Annotated in this window: 16 protein-coding genes; all 16 read left to right on the top strand. The window is 68.0% G+C overall.

All coding sequences use genetic code 11. From position 1 onward, the window contains the following. Positions 1-90: 90 nt before the first annotated feature. The 16 genes from GSE44_RS00080 (at position 91) to GSE44_RS00005 (ending at position 16,618) form a co-directional block, all read left to right on the top strand. Entirely contained in the window at positions 91-1,221 is a 1,131-nt protein-coding gene (locus GSE44_RS00080) for a glycosyltransferase (protein WP_201305854.1), read from the top strand. Further along, positions 1,214-2,359, top strand: coding sequence for a UDP-galactopyranose mutase (gene glf / locus GSE44_RS00075; RefSeq protein ID WP_159346042.1), 1,146 nt, complete (start codon positions 1,214-1,216; stop codon positions 2,357-2,359). Before GSE44_RS00080 ends, glf begins: the two co-directional genes overlap by 8 nt. Positions 2,360-2,649: 290 nt before the next feature. Continuing rightward, positions 2,650-2,889: a DUF2934 domain-containing protein gene (locus GSE44_RS00070; protein WP_159346040.1), complete on the top strand. Its 240-nt coding sequence runs from the start codon at positions 2,650-2,652 to the stop codon at positions 2,887-2,889. A 191-nt stretch (positions 2,890-3,080) separates the two neighbouring features. Beyond that, on the top strand, positions 3,081-3,959 hold the full coding sequence (locus GSE44_RS00065) for an NAD(P)-dependent oxidoreductase (protein ID WP_159346038.1): 879 nt from the start codon (positions 3,081-3,083) through the stop codon (positions 3,957-3,959). A gap of 5 nt (positions 3,960-3,964) precedes the next feature. After that, positions 3,965-5,506, top strand: coding sequence for an aldehyde dehydrogenase family protein (locus GSE44_RS00060; protein ID WP_159346035.1), 1,542 nt, complete (start codon positions 3,965-3,967; stop codon positions 5,504-5,506). A 33-nt stretch (positions 5,507-5,539) separates the two neighbouring features. After that, positions 5,540-6,148: a TIGR02444 family protein gene (locus tag GSE44_RS00055; protein WP_201305853.1), complete on the top strand. Its 609-nt coding sequence runs from the start codon at positions 5,540-5,542 to the stop codon at positions 6,146-6,148. 107 nt (positions 6,149-6,255) lie between these two features. Beyond that, a complete protein-coding gene (locus GSE44_RS00050) occupies positions 6,256-6,807 on the top strand; it encodes a MarR family winged helix-turn-helix transcriptional regulator (RefSeq protein ID WP_159346031.1) in 552 nt (183 codons plus the stop codon). A gap of 153 nt (positions 6,808-6,960) precedes the next feature. Continuing rightward, the gene (locus GSE44_RS00045) at positions 6,961-8,454 is read left to right on the top strand and encodes a 4-hydroxyphenylacetate 3-hydroxylase family protein (protein ID WP_159346029.1); all 1,494 of its coding nucleotides are present in this window, start codon (positions 6,961-6,963) and stop codon (positions 8,452-8,454) included. A 4-nt stretch (positions 8,455-8,458) separates the two neighbouring features. After that, positions 8,459-9,088, top strand: coding sequence for a UbiX family flavin prenyltransferase (locus tag GSE44_RS00040; protein WP_235924459.1), 630 nt, complete (start codon positions 8,459-8,461; stop codon positions 9,086-9,088). Positions 9,089-9,132: 44 nt separating this feature from the next. Continuing rightward, positions 9,133-10,554 carry a UbiD family decarboxylase gene (locus GSE44_RS00035; RefSeq protein WP_159346026.1) on the top strand — a complete coding sequence of 474 codons (1,422 nt, stop codon included), beginning with the start codon at positions 9,133-9,135 and terminating at the stop codon, positions 10,552-10,554. A gap of 59 nt (positions 10,555-10,613) precedes the next feature. Next, the gene (locus tag GSE44_RS00030; protein WP_159346024.1) at positions 10,614-11,585 is read left to right on the top strand and encodes a Bug family tripartite tricarboxylate transporter substrate binding protein; all 972 of its coding nucleotides are present in this window, start codon (positions 10,614-10,616) and stop codon (positions 11,583-11,585) included. 189 nt (positions 11,586-11,774) lie between these two features. Continuing rightward, the gene (locus GSE44_RS00025; protein ID WP_159346022.1) at positions 11,775-12,785 is read left to right on the top strand and encodes a Bug family tripartite tricarboxylate transporter substrate binding protein; all 1,011 of its coding nucleotides are present in this window, start codon (positions 11,775-11,777) and stop codon (positions 12,783-12,785) included. 109 nt (positions 12,786-12,894) lie between these two features. After that, positions 12,895-13,212 carry a Rieske 2Fe-2S domain-containing protein gene (locus GSE44_RS00020; RefSeq protein WP_159346020.1) on the top strand — a complete coding sequence of 106 codons (318 nt, stop codon included), beginning with the start codon at positions 12,895-12,897 and terminating at the stop codon, positions 13,210-13,212. A 71-nt stretch (positions 13,213-13,283) separates the two neighbouring features. Continuing rightward, positions 13,284-14,564, top strand: coding sequence for an aromatic ring-hydroxylating dioxygenase subunit alpha (locus GSE44_RS00015; protein ID WP_159346018.1), 1,281 nt, complete (start codon positions 13,284-13,286; stop codon positions 14,562-14,564). Between the two features lie 85 nt (positions 14,565-14,649). Beyond that, entirely contained in the window at positions 14,650-15,888 is a 1,239-nt protein-coding gene (locus GSE44_RS00010) for an NAD(P)/FAD-dependent oxidoreductase (protein WP_159346016.1), read from the top strand. 40 nt (positions 15,889-15,928) lie between these two features. Then, positions 15,929-16,618, top strand: a complete 690-nt coding sequence (locus GSE44_RS00005) for a DUF2848 domain-containing protein (RefSeq protein WP_159346014.1) — start codon at positions 15,929-15,931, stop codon at positions 16,616-16,618. The last annotated feature ends 56 nt before the right edge of the window (positions 16,619-16,674 follow it).

The raw sequence follows: 16,674 nt of genomic DNA, 5'->3' as shown, positions 1-16,674 counted from the left end.
GCAGGAGTGGCTCCTATTCTCCCTTCGCCTCCCGGCCACGCAGCGCTGAAGCCGCTGCTGGTTTGCTTCTCCCACCTCCGCTGGGACTTCGTGTTCCAGCGGCCCCAGCATCTTCTGTCGCGCGCCGCGGCGTCCTATCGCGTGCTCTTTATCGAAGAGCCGATGCATCTGGCGCCCGAACCCGGCCTGCCGCGCATGGAGGTCCGACAAACGGCCCAGGGCGTGCTCGTCGTGACGCCCCAGCTCCCCAGCGGGCTTGACGAGACTCATCGCGACTCCGCGCTGCGCATCCTGCTGGACGAGTTCCTGCAGGGGCCGGATGGCGGCCCGGTTACGGTGGCCTGGTATTACACCCCGATGGCCCTGGCTTTCTCCGGCCATGTGCAGGCTGCCGTCACCGTCTATGACTGCATGGACGAGCTGTCCGCCTTCCGCGGCGCCTCGCCAGGGCTGCGGCTTCTCGAGCGCCGGCTCGTGCAGCGCGCCGATGTGGTCTTCACCGGCGGGCGGAGTCTCTATGAGGCCAAGCGGTCCCTCCACCCGCAAACGCATCTCTTTGCCAGCGGCGTGGATGCCGCGCATTTCGCCCAGGCCCGGAACGGCGCCAGCCGTGACCAGGATCCCGCGGATCAGCGCGACCTGCCGCATCCGCGGCTGGGCTGGTTCGGCGTGATCGACGAGCGGATGGATCTTAACCTGGTCCGCGACGTCGCAGCGCGCCGCCCCGACTGGTCCCTTGTCATGCTGGGGCCCGTGGTGAAGATCGATCCCGCGAGCCTTCCGCGCCTGCCGAACATCCACTGGTTGGGCATGAAGCAGCATGCCGAGCTTCCACGCTACCTCGCCAGTTGGGATGTCGGGCTGATGCCCTTCGCGCTGAACGAGTCGACCCGCTACATCAGCCCGACCAAAACGCCGGAATACCTGGCGGCTGGCGTTCCGGTGGTCTCGACACCGGTGGCCGACGTCGTGCGGGATTGGGGCAGCGACGGGCTAGTGGCCATTGCCCCGGATGCGGACAAGATGGTCGCGGACGCGGAGGCCGCGATGAAGCGCTCGCGCAAGGCTTGGCTCCCGCAGGTCGACCTCCGGCTGGCCCGGATTTCCTGGGACGGGGTTTGGAGCGCAATGGAGAAGATCCTCCGCGAGACCGAAGCCGAAGGGCGGGTGGCGCAGACCGGCGGGCGGTCGAGCACCCCGGCGAGCATCCCCCATGTTTGATTGGCTGGTGGTAGGCGCTGGCTTCGCGGGCTCTGTGCTCGCGGAGCGGCTGGCGTCGGAACGTGGTGAGCGGGTCTGCGTCGTGGACCGGCGCGACCATATCGGTGGCAATGCCTTCGACGAGCTGGATGCGGCGGGGATCCTGATCCACCGCTACGGCCCGCATATCTTCCACACCAACAGCGAAGCGGTCTTTGCTCATCTCTCGCGCTTCACCAAATGGCGGGCCTATCAGCATCGCGTGCTGGCGCGCCTGGCGGATGGGATGCTCGTGCCGATGCCGATCAACCGCACCACGGTGAACCGGCTATACCAGCTGAGCCTGACGACCGAGGCCGAAGTGGAGGAATTCTTTGCCTCGCGTGCCGAGCCGGTCCCGGTGATCCACACCTCGGAGGACGTGGTGGTGTCGCGCGTCGGGCGGCAGCTCTATGAGACGTTCTTCCGTGGCTACACGCGCAAGCAATGGGGGCTCGACCCGTCGGAGTTGGATCGGACCGTCACCGCCCGCGTACCGACGCGCGCCGATGAGGACGACCGCTATTTCACCGACACGCACCAGTTCATGCCGGCAGATGGCTACACGGCCATGTTCCGGCGGATGCTGGACCATCCGAATATCACGGTCAGGACCGGCACGGATTATCAGTCGGTCCGTGACAGCATTCCCCATCGCCGCCTGATCTGGACCGGCCCGGTGGACGAGTTCTTCGGGCACCGTTTCGGCGTGCTGCCTTACCGCTCCCTCACCTTCAAGCATGAGACGCATGACCGCGAATGGTTCCAGCCGGTCGGCACCGTGAACTATCCCGGCGAGGAGGTGCCCTTCACGCGGGTAAGCGAGTACAAGCACCTTACCGGCCAGTCGCATCCGCAAACCAGCATCACCTACGAATACCCCTCTGCGGAAGGCGACCCCTACTATCCGGTGCCGCGGCCGGAAAATGCAGCGCTCTACAAGCAATATGAGGCGCTGGCGGATGCGACGCCGGATGTGTGGTTCGTCGGCCGGCTCGCCACCTACCGCTACTACAACATGGACCAGGTGGTGGCCCAGGCACTGGCGACCTTCCGTCGGATCGAGGCCGCGGTCCCGCGGTCTTCCGGGGAGCCGCATGTCGCCATGGCCGGCGAATAGCCGAGACCGCACCGAATAGCATCGAGCGAGGCTCTGCGGCCCGCCTGGCAAGGGCGGGCCGCAGGGCTTTTCACCGGCTTTCATCCCCCGGGGATGTCGCCCAGAGCCACCTGAGCAACGGCTGCGTGGCTTTTCCGGGCAGGTTTGGCACGGCCCCGCAGCGCCTATCCTGTGTAAATGCACCTCGCTGTCACGGTGCCGATGGTTCCTCTCCGCTCGTGCGCAGGACGTCTCGCGGGATCGCGGATGAAGCGTGTCTGGCCACGCCAAATATCGGGAGGAGCGCCATCATGTCGGACAGCAACCGTATTCAGCAACGGGCCTATGAGATCTGGGAACGCGAGGGGCGCCCCGAGAGCCGGCATGCCGAGCATTGGGCCCAGGCCTGCCACGAGTGTGAAGCGGAGGATGGAGCCGTGGCCATGCCGGCGGGCAGCGGGGACACGGCACCCTCAGCGGCCAGCATGGCGGCGGATGCGACGATCCAATCGGCGGGCAGCGGGCGCATGGCGGGAGCAAGGCCGGCCTGACCCTCAGCTTATCCTTCCAAAGTTAGGCTGCGCCGGGCCGTCCCCGGCCGGCGCAGCCGGACAGCCGGTCAGGCCATGGCCCGCGCAGGCGACGAAACTGAACAGGAGGCGAGAGCACCCCACCCACATCGATTGATGCGAAGACGTTCCCGGGACAGTCTCCGTCCAGCGGCTGGCTGGAGCGGATAGGTATGGTCATCAGGACGGTGGGCGTAGTCGGCCTCGGCAATATGGGCCTCGGCATGGCCGCAAGCCTGGCGCGCGCCGGGTTCGCGGTGCTCGGTCAGGACATCAACACGGCGCGACGCGAGGCGGCCGAGGCGGCGGGTGTCCGATTCCATGCGCGGCTGCAGGATGTGCTGGAGGGTGCCGACGCCCTGGTCTTCTCCCTGCCCTTCGCACGCGATGTAGAAGCCGTGGTGACGGCAGCGGGGGGCCTGCTGGAGCGCTCCGATCGCAAGGTCGTGGTGATCGACACCTCCACCTCCGATCCTGGAACCTCCCGTCGCCTGGCGGAGCGGCTGGCGGCGGCGGGCCATGGCCTGCTCGACGCCCCGGTAAGCGGTGGCCCCTCCGGCGCGGCCGAGGGAAGCCTGACGATGATGATCGGCGGCAACGAGGCGGATCTCGCGCTTGCCACGCCGGTAATCGAGGCGCTCTCGGCCAGGGCGATCCATGTCGGGCCCTCCGGGGCAGGCAACATCGCCAAGCTGGTGAACAACATGCTGGTTGCCGCCCATCTCATCACCACGGGCGAGGCCGTCCGCCTCTCGGAGGCGGCGGGGCTTCCGGCCGAGGCAGTGGTGAAGGTGGTGAACGCCGCCACCGGCCGCAGCGCGGTCAGCGAGACGATGATGCCTCGCTGGATTCTTCCTGGAAGCTTCGACAGCGGCTTCTCGGCCGGCCTCATGCGCAAGGATGTCGGCCTCGCCGCCGAGCTTGCCGCCGCCACGGGAATGGATCTGCCGCTGAGTGCCCATGTCGCCCGCATCTGGGCCGGGACGCGGGACAGCATCCCTGATGGCGAGGACTTCACCCGTATGGCCGATTACCGCGCGAAGCAAGGATGACCCCGATGCCCGATGGCACCTCCCGCATCGAGACCCCGGCCCGCGTCGCCGAGTTGCTGGCGCGCCTGCTGCCCGGCGGCAGGGTGGGAAGCTTCATCGCCGGCGATATCCTGCCGGGCGAGGGTGCTTCCCTGGACCTGACCAATCCCGCGGACGGGCGGGTGTTCCTCTCCTATGCCGATGCGGGGCCCGCCGCGGTCGATGCTGCGATGGAAGCCGCACGTCCCGCCCAGAGCGCCTGGTGGGCCATGAGCGCGGCCGCCCGCGGACGCGCGATGTGGGAGGTGGCGCGGCTGGTGCGCGAGAACATCGAGGCCCTGGCGGAGCTGGAGACCCTTTCCGCCGGCAAGCCCATCCGCGACACGCGCGGCGAGGCGGCGAAGGTCGCCGAGATGTTCGAATACTATGCCGGCTGGGCCGACAAGCTGCATGGCGAGGTCATTCCGGTACCGACCAGCCATCTGAACTACACCCGCCCGGAGCCCTATGGCACCGTGGTGCAGATCACGCCCTGGAACGCACCGGTCTTCACCGCCGGCTGGCAAATCGCGCCCGCCATCTGCGCCGGCAATGCCGTGGTGCTGAAGCCTTCCGAGCTGACGCCGCTCACCTCCCTTGCCCTGGGCGCCCTGTGCGACCGGGCAGAGGGCGTTCCGCGCGGCCTCGTCTCCGTGCTCGCGGGCGCCGGGCCGACCACCGGCGCCGCCGCGGTCGGGCACCGCGACACGCGACTGGTGGTCTTCGTCGGCTCCGCCGAAGCAGGGGCGCAGATTGCTGCCGCTGCCGCGCGCAACATCGTACCCAGCATCCTCGAGCTGGGCGGCAAGTCCGGCAACATCGTCTTCGCCGATGCCGATCTTCCGCGCGCGCTGGTCGGGACGCAGGCGGCAATCTTCGGTGGCGCCGGCCAGAGCTGCGTCGCGGGATCGCGCCTGCTCGTCCAGCGCGGGATTCACGAGGAGTTCGTCGAGCGGCTGTCCCAGGCTGCCGCACGGATTCCCTTCGGCCAGCCCAGCGACCCCCAGACGCAAATCGGCCCCATCAACAACCGGCGGCAGTTCGAGAAGATCGGCGGCATGGTGGAATCCGCCGCGGCGGCCGGCGCCCGCGTTGCGACCGGCGGCGGCTGCCCGGATTCGCTGCGCGGCACTGGCGGCTTCTTCTTCGCCCCCACTGTCCTCGACGACGTCTCGCCCGAAGCCACCATCGCGCGGGAAGAGGTTTTCGGTCCGGTGCTGGTGGTGCTGCCCTTCGACACGGAGGAGGACGCCGTCGCCCTTTCCAACGCCACGCCGTACGGGCTGGCCGGCGCGGTCTGGACGCAGGATGTCGGCCGTGCGCACCGCGTGGCCGCCGCCGTGCGCACCGGAACCTTCTGGATCAACAGCTACAAGACCATCAACGTCGCCTCGCCCTTCGGCGGCTTCGGGCGCAGCGGCTTCGGCCGTTCCTCGGGCAGGGAAGCGCTGCTGGCCTATACCCAGACGAAGAGCGTGTGGGTGGAGACCGCCGCGCAGCCGGGCGTCGCCTTCGGCTATGTCGGGTGAACGGCGCGGCCGGCGGCATGCTCATCCGCGCGCATGTTCTGCCGGGCGGGACAGGGCGCGTGCGGCACCTTCCCCCGGCCCGCGCATCCGTGCGAGAGCGCACCACCCGTCCCAAGGCATCGGCGCCAGGCACGGAACGGAGGAACCGCCACGTTTCAGCTGGACAACCCCTTCTGGCGCTTCTCCCTGCGGGTTTATGCCGCGCCAGGGGTGCAGCAGGCCTGCCTCCGCCTTCAGGATGATTTCGGCGCGGATGTGAACCTGCTGCTGCTCGCCGCATGGCTGGGGGCCGTCCGCCGCCAAAGCCTCGGCATGGCGGATCTGGCCGAGGTGCCTGGGACGCGCTGGAACGCGCAAGCCATCAAGCCCCTGCGCGCGGCACGCAGGGAGGCGAAGGCCGTTGCGGTTGACGATGCCGCCCTTGCCGACTTCTATCGCCAGATCCAGGCCTGTGAGCTGCGGGCGGAGCAGATCCGCCAGGCCTGGCTGTTCCAATGGGCGGATGGCCGATTTCCCTGGCGCGACGCCCCCTGCCAGACGCGGGAGAATCTCCGCATCATCCTGGGCAAGGTAGCGGCGGAAGAAGCCAGTACCGTCTCCCGCTTGACAGAGGCCGCCGAGGCGCTGGCCGCCGACGCCTGATCTCCGCGCCCGCCCCAAACCGAGAAAGGGAAGGCGCGCATCAGCAAGGGATTGTCTTTTCGGGAAAGCTTACCTACAAAGGCACCCGCAGCTGAGGACGCCCCGCCTTGTCTCGTCTGACTGTCAGCAGGAAGGTTCTTCTCGACCCGGGCGGGTCGGATCAGGAGTTCCGACAACTCGTCCATGATCTCCTCGCCTTCGCAGGGCGAATCCAGGAGGTGCGGAACGGCCTGGCACGCCAGATCGGCCTGGGCGGCGCGGCCTATTCCATTCTCATCTCGATCGCGCATCTCCAGCAGCGCGAGACTTCAGTGGGCGTCGCCTGCATCGCCGAGCACCTGCATCTCAGCGGCGCCTTCGTCACCATCGAGGTGGGCAAGCTGGTCACCCAAGGGCTGGTGACCAAGCAGACGCATCTGCTGGACCGGCGCCGCGTGGTGCTGGCGGTGACGCCGGCCGGCCATGCCCTCCTCGATGAGCTGACGCCCATCCAGACCGAGGTGAACGACACTCTCTTCGATGGGCTTGACGGGAAGGCCTATGCGATGCTCCGCGAGGTCGTCCCGCAACTCGTGAATGGTGGCGAGCGGGCCCTCGCCCTGCTGCAGTTCATGAGCAGCGCCGAGCCGGCGCGCACCGCCCGTCGTTCGGGCACCTAGCGCCATGATGAGCATGCCTCATGCGAGCCCCGATGCAGCGCGGCATGCCGCGGCCGGACAAGCCTGCGACCAAAGCTTTCCACCCATGATGCCGGAGGCGGTCAGGGGCGCCGCCCAGGACAGGACGGCGCGATCCGGGACAAGGATGAATCCATGACAACCGTGAAGACCGGCCCGCAACACATCGCCAGCCTGCGTGACAACCGCGAGGTCTTCTATCGCGGCAAGCGCGTGGCCGATGTGACCACCCATGCGGCCTTCCGCAACAGCGTGGCCTCCTCCGGCCATCTCTATGACTTCCAGGCTCGGCCCGAGAAGCTGGAGCTGATGACCTTCGAGAGCCCGGACAAGCCCGGGACGCGCGTGAACCGCTGCTGGCAGCTGCCGACCTCCTATGCGGAGCTGGTCGAGCGCCGCCGTGCCCTCGAAGCCTGGTCGGAGACGCATTGCGGCATGATCGGCCGCAGCCCTGACCACGTTGCCTCCTGCATCTCCGGCATGGTCATGGGGATCGACGCGCTCGAGGGAAGCGGCGTCCATACCGGCGTGCTGCGGGACTATTACCGCTACGCGCGCGACAACGACCTGTTCCTGACCTATGTCATCATCAACCCGCAGGCAGACCGCTCCAAGGGCGCGGCGGGCCAGGCCGACCCCTTCCTGACCGCCGGCGTGGTGGACGAGGATGCGGGCGGGCTGACGATCCGCGGCGCCAAGATGCTCGGGACCAGCGCCATCATGGCGAACGAGGTTCTGGTCACCAGCCTGCAGCCGCTGAAGAAGGGCGAGGACGACAAATACGCCGTCTCCTTCATGCTGCCGATGAACGCGCCCGGGCTGAAGATCATGTCGCGGAAGTCCTATGAGGAAGCCGCGCCGGACGTCTTCGACAATCCCCTCGCCAGCCGCTTCGACGAGAACGACGCCGTTCTCTACTTCGATGACGTGAAGGTTCCATGGGACCGGATCTTCGTGAACCAGGACACCGAGGCCTGCGCCCGCCAGTTCCATGGCACGCCCGCCCATATCTACCAGAACTACCAGGCGCAGATCCGGCTCGCGGTGAAGCTCCGCTTCATGACCGCCGTGGCGCGGCGGATCGCCGAGACGAACGGCATCCTGGCCTTCCCCCCGGTGCGCGACACGCTAGGCCAACTTGCCGCCGAGGCCGCGATGGTGGACGGGCTGCTGCACGGCATGGAGGCAAAGGGCACCCAGCGCGGCCCGTACTTCGTGCCCGACGCGCATATCCTGTATTCCGCCCAGGTCCTGACGCAGCAACTCTACGCCAAGGTGCTCAACACACTGCGGGAGCTGGCGGGCGGCGGGATGATCATGCTGCCCTCCGGCGTCGAGGACTTTTCAGATCCGGCGTTGCGTGCCCTGATCGACAAGACACAGCGCTCACCCGCGACCGATCCCGAGGGGCGGGTGAAGTTCTTCAAGCTGGCCTGGGACGCCGTGGGCAGCGAGTTCGCCTCGCGTCATGCGCAATACGAGATGTTCTATGCCGGCGCCTCCTTCGTGACCCGCGGCCATTCCTTCCGCACCTATGACTGGGATCGCGGCGCGCGGATGCTCGACGGCGTGCTGGACTCCTACGATCTGGAGGGTGCCAGGCCGGCGCCCGGCCTGGCCGCGGAATAGGCGCGTGCAGGCCCACTCCCCCGAACCGGCGCCAGCGCGCCCGCCCCGGCTGATCATCGGCATCAGCGGGGCGTCGGGGGCGATCTATGGCATCCGCTTGCTGCAGCTGCTGCAGGGCACGCCTGTGCAGACGCATCTCATCATCTCGCCCGCCGCGCGCGTGACCATCGCGCACGAAACCTCGATGCGCCTACCGGAAATCGAATCGCTGGCCAGCGTGGTGCACGGCCATGGCGATATCGGCGCGGCCTGCTCCAGCGGCTCCTTCCACACGCTTGGCATGGTGATCGCGCCCTGCTCGGTGAAGACACTGGCGGAGATCGCCTCGGGCGTGACCGCCAACCTGATCTCCCGCTCGGCCGATGTCGTGCTGAAGGAGCGGCGCCGCCTGGTGCTGATGCTGCGTGAGACGCCACTGCATCTCGGCCATATCCGCAACATGGCGGCCGTCACCGAGGCGGGCGCGATCGTCTACCCGCCTGTGCCCGCCTTCTACGCCCGCCCTGCTTCCATCGAGGAGATGGTGGACCACTCCATCGGCCGCGTGCTCGACCTGTTCGGCATCGACACGGGAACGGTCCGCCGATGGGAAGGCACGCCCAAGGCATCCCGCCCGACGACGGAAAGGGCCTGATCCGTGCGCATTGCGACCCGAGAGCTGAGAGGCGCCTGACCCAAATGCCTGTATCCACCCTGTCGAACGCCGAGATCATCGACACGCGCTTCCGGGCCGCCCTGCGCCGCATGTCCGAGGCCGGGCGCCTCGAGACCTATGCCACCCCTGCCGATCCGCATCTCGAGATCGCCGCGATCATGAAGCGCCGCGATGGCGGTCCGGCCATCCTCTTTTCCCGGCCCACGGGCCATGACGTACCGGTGATCGGCAACCTCCTGTCCTGCCGCGAAAATGTCGAAGCGGCCTTCGGCACCGATTTCCGCACGATCCGGCAGTTCGTCGGCCGCGCCATCGGCAACCCGCTGCCGCCGCAGATGACGGCGCATGTGCCGGTGCAGGAGGTGGTGCACCGGTCGGGCATCGATCTCGGCGCCATGTTCCCTGTGCTGCAGCATGCGCCCGGCGATGGGGGGCGCTTCTTCACCGCCGGCATCGTCATCGTGCAGGACCCGCGTACGGGCGTGTACAACGCCTCCTATCACCGCCTCCAGATCGTCGGCCCCGACCGCGTGGCGATCAAGCTCGACTTCGGCCGCCACCTGCGCTTCGCCTTCGAGCGGGCAAAGGAGATCGGCCAGGATCTGCCGGTCGTGGTCTGCCTCGGCGCCGATATCGCGCTGCACTACACCGCCGCCACCATGGGCTCCCAGATGCCCGAGAATGCGGATGAGCTTGCTGTGGCCGGGGGTCTGGCGGGCCGCGCCCTGCCGGTCGCCCGTGCCATCACGCAGGACCTGCTGGTCCCGACCGAGACCGAGATCGCGTTGGAAGGCCGCATCCTGGGCCAGGAGACGGTGCGCGAAGGCCCCTTCGGCGAGTTCGTCGGCTTCCCCTCGCCCGAGGACGACGCGCCGGTTCTGGTGGTCGATTGCGTCACCCATCGCCGCAAGCCGATCTATCACGCTATCAATGGCTATGGCCGCGAGACCGTGATGCTGCGGAAATACGTGTTGGAGGCAAGCCTGCTGAAGGCGGTGCAGCCTGCCGTGCCCATGGTGGTGGATGCCGAGATGACCGCCGGCGGCATGCACCGCTTCCACGCCGTGGTGCAGGTGAAGAAAACCTCTCGCCAGCAGGAAGGCTTTCAACGCAATGCCATCCTCGCCGCCTTCGGTGCTTTGAAGGACCTCGACCAGGTGATCGTGGTGGATGATGACATCGACATCCGCGATCCCATGGATGTTGAATATGCCCTGGCCACCCGCTTCGAGGCATCGCGCGACCTGATCGTCATCCCCGGTGCGCGTGGCCATGAATATGTCCGCGCAAGCCAGGACGGCATCCGGGCGAAGCTCGGCATCGATGCGACCGTTCCCTTCGAGGAGCGGGACCGCTTCCGCCGCATCTCCTTCGCGCCGGTCGAGATCGACGAGCGGCAATTCATCAAGGATCCGGAGCAGGCCGAACGCTGGCTCCAGGACTGACCACTGCACCCGCAACGACGGGCCCGTCACACGGCAGGAATCAGCATGGAGACAGAGTGATGTTGAGGCGACAGATCCTGGCGGCGGGCCTTAGTGCCCTTGCGCTGCCGCATGTGGCCCGGGCGCAGGGAAACTGGCCCGAGCGGGCCATTCGATTCGTGGTTCCCTTTCCGCCCGGCGGCAATACCGATGCCGTGGGCCGCATCGCCGCGCAGTACATCCAGGAGAAGCTGGGCCGCTCGGTCGTGATCGAGAATCGCGGCGGCGCCGGCGGCATTGTCGGCAGCGACGTGGTCGCGAAGTCGGCGCCGGACGGCTACACCTTCCTTGTTGGCAGCATCGGCTCGATCACCATTTCTCCGGCGATTGAGAAAATGCCTTATGATCCGCTGAAGGACCTGGCACCGGTCAGCATCCTGAACACCAACCCGCTCATCCTGATCGGCCGCAAGGATCTCGGGATGAGCACGGTGCAGCAACTGGTCGCCCATGCCAAGGCGAAGCCGGAATCCCTTACCTACGGCTCCAGCGGCATCGGTGGGCTGATGCATGTCTCCGCCCTGCTCTTCGAAAGCCGGAGTGGTGCGCGTCTCACCCATGTCCCCTATCGCGGCGGTGCGCCTGCGGTCACGGCCCTGCTGGCCGGGGAGGTGGATCTGGTCTTTGCGAATATGTCGGACGCGCTGCCGCATCTGGCGGCCGGCAACCTCATCCCCTTTGGCGTCACCACGGCGACGCGCAGCGCAGAACTGCCGAACGTGCCGACGATCACCGAGGGAGGCATTCCGAACTATGCCACCGAGTCCTGGAACGGATTGCTGGCCCCGGCCGGTACGCCGGCGCCGATCGTCAACCGCATGTCCTCGATCTGCGCCGAGATGGCGCGCGATCCGCAGGTCCGGAGCCGCATGGCCAACTTCGGATCGGTCGCAGTCTCCTCCACGCCGGAGGAATACGCGCGCATGCTTCGCGACGAGACGGAGCAATGGGCGGCCACGCTGAAGGCGGCCGGCCTGTCGCAGGGCAAGTAGGTCCCTGGGCAAGTAATCGTACCGGACTCCGCGGTGAATGATTGCGGGTCCGGTAGGATTGGCATAAAGCTTTCAGTGAAAGCAAAATGGTCCGGCCGCGCAACCGACTGGCGGCCCGGCCCAGTGGGAGTGGCGCAGTATCCGGCATGTCGGCCGCGGCAAGTCGCGGTCCATGGGGTGAGGTGTGCGATGACGTTCCAGGTTACCCGACGCGGTGTGGCCGGTGCCGCCATGGCGGCCTTGGCGGGCGGCGCAGCCCAAGCCCAAACTCCGGCGCAGAGCCAGCCGCAGAACCAGGCTGATGCAGCCTGGCCCGCCCGGCCCGTTCGGATGATCGTGCCCATGGCGCCCGGCGGCAGCACGGATGTCATGGGCCGGCTGATCGCCCGGGCCCTGCAGGACGTCCTCAAGCAGAGCTTCGTCATCGAGAACCGCTCCGGCGCAGGCAGCCTGATCGGGACCGAAGCCGCGATGAACGCGCCGGCCGATGGCTACACCCTGCTCGTCAACGGAATGCCTCACACCATCGTGCCGGCCGTTGCGCCGCGCGCCCCCTATGATCCGGTGCGGAACTTCACCCCGATCTCGACTCTGGGCGTGGCCGCCATGGTGATGTTCGTCAACAAGGACATGCCGGCCCATTCTGCGCGGGAATTCGTGGAGCTGTCGCGGGAGAAACCCGACCGCTTCTCCTTCGCCACCAGCGGCAGCGGCAGCCTGACGCAGCTGATGGTCGACATGCTGCAGGTCCGTGCCGGCATCAAGCTTGTCTCCGTGCCCTACCGCGGCGCTGGCCCCGGGATGGCCGACCTGGCCTCGGGCGTGGTGCAGGCCTCCTTCAACACCTTGCCGACCGCGGCCCCGTTGGTGGCGGCGGGACAAGTCCGCGCCCTCGCCGTCGCCAGCGAGGAGCGGCTGCCGAACATGCCGGACGTGCCCACCTTCAAGGAGCAGGGCATCGACCTGGTCGTCGAGCATTGGTGGGGCGTGCTGGGGCCGGCCAACATGCCCGCCTCCGTCGTTGCGCGGCTCAACGCGGCCATCAAGCAGGCCGTGAACTCCCCCGAAATGGCGGTGCGCTTCGAGGAGATTGCAGTGATCCCCCGCGCCTCCACGCCCGCCGGCTTCACCGAGGTGCTGGAGGAGGACGTCGCGCGCTGGACCGGGGTCCTCCGGCCCGCGGACGCTCCCAAGCCCTGACAGTCAGGCCGCCATGCCGGGGAATTTCGATCACAGGCCAGCTGCCCGGCCGGGCGCCCCCACGAAGGGCGCGGCGGCCGATCAGCTTGCGAGGGAGTGACAGGAACTGATGGACGAGCGTCTCGTTCGGCTCTGCGCCGCGTCAGAAGTCACGGAGGACACGCCGGCGCGCGTCGAGGTGGAAGGCGTGGCCTATGCGGTGTTCCTCCTGAAGGACACCTACCACGTGCTCGAGGATGCCTGCTCCCACGGCCCGGGCTCGCTGTCCGAAGGCTATGTGGAGGGCGAGGAGGTCGAATGCCCCTTCCACCAGGGCCGTTTCCACATCCCCACCGGCCAGCCGACCCTCGCCCCCTGCACGATTCCTATGCGCGCCTTCAAGCCGCAGCTGATCGGCGAGGATCTCTACTTCGACAGGACGGCCTAGCGTTCCGGCCCACGCGGCCGCGGCCGCAGGATGTTCGGCCCTGACACGAGACGAGGATCGGGAGAGCCAAGATGGCACTAAGCCAACGAGACAACGAGCTGCTGACGCGGGTGGGCCCGGGCACGCCGGCCGGCGCCCTGTTCCGCCGCTACTGGATCCCCGCGCTGCACATCTCCGACCTGTCCGAACCCGATGGCCCGCCGGTTCGCGTGAAGCTGCTCGGCGAGCGGCTGCTTGCCTTCCGCGACAGCCAGGGCCGCGTCGGCCTCGTCGAGGAATTCTGTGCCCATCGCCGCGTCTCGCTCTGGTTCGGCCGCAATGAGGAGAACGGGCTGCGCTGCCCCTATCACGGCTGGAAATACGACGTGGACGGCAACTGCACCGAGATCCCGTCCGAGCCGCCGGACTCCGGCATGTGCTCCCGCGTCCGGCTCACCGCCTATCCCTGTATCGAGCAAGGCGGGCTGATCTGGACCTATATGGGCCCGCCGGAGCTGAAGCCGGAGCCGCCGGAGATCGAATGGTCGCTGGTTCCGGACGAGCAGCGCTACATCTCCAAGCGCCTGCAGGAGAGCAACTACCTGCAAGCCATGGAGGGTGGGATCGATTCCAGCCACGTCGCTTTCCTGCATTCCGATGCGCTGCGCAACGACCCGCTCATCAAGGGCAGCAAGAGCGGCGAGTACTACCGCGACAAGATGCCGCATTTCGAGGTGGTGGACTTCGATGGCGGCGTACTGATAGGCGTGCGCCGCAAGGCAGATGAGGGCCGCTTCTACTGGCGCATCACCCCCTGGCTGGCGCCGATGTTCAACCTGGTGCCGCCGCGCGGCAACCACCCAATCCACGGCCATGCCTGGGTGCCGATCGACGACGAGACCTGCTGGGTCTGGAACATCAGCTTCCATCCGCGCCGCCCGCTCACCACGGCCGAGCGTGCCGCCATGCGTGCGGGCAGCAGCATCCACACGCGGGTTATTCCGGGGACCTACATCCCGGAGGCGAACAGCCGCAACGACTACCAGATGGACCGCAATGCGCAGGTCGCGGGCATGACCTATAGCGGCGTGTATGGCGTGGGCATGCAGGACGCCTCGCTGCAGGAAAGCATGGGTCCCATCGTGGACCGCAGCCGGGAGAACCTGGTCGGCACCGACAACGGCATCATCATGGTCCGGCGCGCCCTGCTGCGTGCGATCCGCGCCAATCAGGAGGGCAAGCCGATCCCCGGCCTTGGCGCGTCGCAGCGCGTCGCCTCCTGCGGTATCGAGCTGCCAGCGGATGCAAAGTTCCCGCAGGATGCGATGCACGCGCTCCGGCGCGAACGCTTCGCCGATCCGGTCTCGGTGTGATCCGAGAGGAGCCCGCAACCCACGTGGGACCGCTCCGGCGGCCCCAGGCGGGCAGCCTCCCCGGCAAGCCTGACATGAGGAGCGCATGAGCGGCACGGAGCGGATCGTCATCGTCGGTGCAGGGCAGGCGGGCGGGCGCGCGGCGGAGACGCTGCGCGCCGCCGGCTTCCAGGGATCGGTGGTGCTCGTTGGGGAGGAACCCCTGCCGCCTTATGAGCGTCCGCCGCTCTCCAAGGACGTCCTCGGCGGCAAGGCCGCGCCGGAGACGACCTTCCTCCGCCCGGCCGAGGGCTATGCGGAACTCGGCATCGAGCTGCGCCTCGGGATGCGCGTCAACGCGATCAACCCGTGCGCGCGCCAGCTTCGGCTCGCGGATGGAAGCGCCCTTCCTTATGACCGCCTCCTGCTCGCGACCGGCGCCCATGCGCGCCGCCTCGCCATCGCAGGGGCGGACAGCCCCGAGGTCCATTATGTGCGTGACATGGCGGACAGCCTGCGGCTACGGACCGCGCTGCGCCCGGATGCGCGCGTGCTCATCATCGGCGCCGGCTTCATCGGGCTGGAGGTGGCAGCGACGGCCCGCGCGGCCGGCTGCGCCGTAACCATCATCGAATCCGCCCCCCACCCGCTCGCCCGCGTTGCAACGCCGGAAATCGGCGCCTTCTTCGCCGATTTGCACCGCGCCCAGGGCGTGGACCTGCGGATGGGCAGCAGCGTGACCGCGATCGAGCCCGGCACGCCCAGTCTCGCCTATACCAATACCGGCGAGACCATCGAGGCGGACGTCGTCGTGATCGGCGTCGGCGCCGTGCCCAACACGGAGCTGGCGGAAGAGGCGGGGCTCGAGGTCGCGGATGGCATCGTCACGGACTCCTTCGGCCGCACCAGCGATCCCGCCATCTTCGCGGCCGGCGACGCCACCCGCCACCTGAACCCCCTGCTCGGCCGCCATATCCGCCTGGAGGCCTGGCAGAACGCACAGAACCAGGCGATCGCCGCCGCACGCACCATGGCCGGCCAGCCCACCGAGCATGCCGAGATCCCGTGGTTCTGGACGGACCAGTACGAAGTGAACATGCAGTTCGCCGGGGCGCCCCTGTCCTGGGACCAGATCGTCTGGCGCGGCCCGCCCACCGCGAAGCGCTCCAGCGCCTTCCTCCTGCGGGAGGGCATCGTGGTCGGCGGGATCTGCATCAACAACGGCCGCGAGATGCGACCGATCCGCCAGCTTATCGCCACTTCCCGCGCAGCCGACCCGGCAGCGCTTGCAGACCCGGCGGTGAAGCTGGTTGAACTCGCCGCCGCGATGGCGCGCGCGGCCTGACCGGCCCTGGTGCCGATACAACTGTCATACAGGATGACTCATGGCTGCATTGACCTTCGACTTCTGCCGCGGCGGTGAGGTCCTCCGCCGGACCGTAGCGATCCGGGACGTGGTGATCGCCGGCTGGACCGGCCGCGACCCGCACAAGGTGCAGGAGCATATCGAGGAGCTGGCGGCGCTCGGCGTCGCGCCACCGCCCAGCACGCCCTGCTTCTACCGCGCCGGCGTGGAGACGCTGACGACCGAGGCGCAGGTTGATTGCCTCGGCGCCGAGTCCAGCGGCGAGGCCGAGTTCGTGATCCTCGTGGACGAGGACGGCAAGTGGTGGGTCGGCCTCGGCTCCGACCACACGGACCGCAAGGTGGAGAGCTATTCCATCACCGTGTCCAAGCAGATGTGCCCCAAGCCGGTGGCACCGCTGCTCTGGGCTTTCGAAGAGGTGGCGGACCATTGGGACACCCTGCAGATCCGCTCCTGGGTCGATGACGGCGCCGGCAAGGTTGCCTACCAGGAGGGTAGCGTCGCCGCCATGCGCGATCCGCGCGACACGGTCGCCGCCTATGAGGCGCAGGGCCACGGAAAGCTCGGCGCCGGCACCCTCATGTTCGGCGGCACGTTGCCGGCAATCGGCGGCATCCGCCCCCGCCGCGACTTCTTCATGGCTCTGCACGACCCCGCGCGCGGCCGCAGCATCGAACACCATTACGCCGCCCGCTGGCTGCCCGGCTGAGGAGCCCCGACATGCCGATCACCAAGGAACATCTCGAGTTCCACGTGCCCGATTTT

Source organism: Muricoccus harenae (assembly GCF_009848505.1).
Taxonomy (GTDB): Bacteria; Pseudomonadota; Alphaproteobacteria; order Acetobacterales; family Acetobacteraceae; genus Roseomonas; species Roseomonas harenae.
The sequence above is the reverse complement of the archived record's forward strand: the minus strand, read 5'-3'. Positions and strand labels throughout refer to the sequence as shown.

Bases quoted from the DNA above. Each gene is read 5' to 3' on its own strand.
- glf (WP_159346042.1), top strand. From the start codon at position 1,214: ATGTTTGATTGGCTGGTGGTAGGCGCTGGCTTCGCGGGCTCTGTGCTC.
- GSE44_RS00070 (WP_159346040.1), top strand. From the start codon at position 2,650: ATGTCGGACAGCAACCGTATTCAGCAACGGGCCTATGAGATCTGGGAA.
- GSE44_RS00065 (WP_159346038.1), top strand. From the start codon at position 3,081: ATGGTCATCAGGACGGTGGGCGTAGTCGGCCTCGGCAATATGGGCCTC.
- GSE44_RS00060 (WP_159346035.1), top strand. From the start codon at position 3,965: ATGCCCGATGGCACCTCCCGCATCGAGACCCCGGCCCGCGTCGCCGAG.
- GSE44_RS00055 (WP_201305853.1), top strand. From the start codon at position 5,540: ATGTTCTGCCGGGCGGGACAGGGCGCGTGCGGCACCTTCCCCCGGCCC.
- GSE44_RS00045 (WP_159346029.1), top strand. From the start codon at position 6,961: ATGACAACCGTGAAGACCGGCCCGCAACACATCGCCAGCCTGCGTGAC.
- GSE44_RS00035 (WP_159346026.1), top strand. From the start codon at position 9,133: ATGCCTGTATCCACCCTGTCGAACGCCGAGATCATCGACACGCGCTTC.
- GSE44_RS00030 (WP_159346024.1), top strand. From the start codon at position 10,614: ATGTTGAGGCGACAGATCCTGGCGGCGGGCCTTAGTGCCCTTGCGCTG.
- GSE44_RS00025 (WP_159346022.1), top strand. From the start codon at position 11,775: ATGACGTTCCAGGTTACCCGACGCGGTGTGGCCGGTGCCGCCATGGCG.
- GSE44_RS00020 (WP_159346020.1), top strand. From the start codon at position 12,895: ATGGACGAGCGTCTCGTTCGGCTCTGCGCCGCGTCAGAAGTCACGGAG.
- GSE44_RS00015 (WP_159346018.1), top strand. From the start codon at position 13,284: ATGGCACTAAGCCAACGAGACAACGAGCTGCTGACGCGGGTGGGCCCG.
- GSE44_RS00010 (WP_159346016.1), top strand. From the start codon at position 14,650: ATGAGCGGCACGGAGCGGATCGTCATCGTCGGTGCAGGGCAGGCGGGC.
- GSE44_RS00005 (WP_159346014.1), top strand. From the start codon at position 15,929: ATGGCTGCATTGACCTTCGACTTCTGCCGCGGCGGTGAGGTCCTCCGC.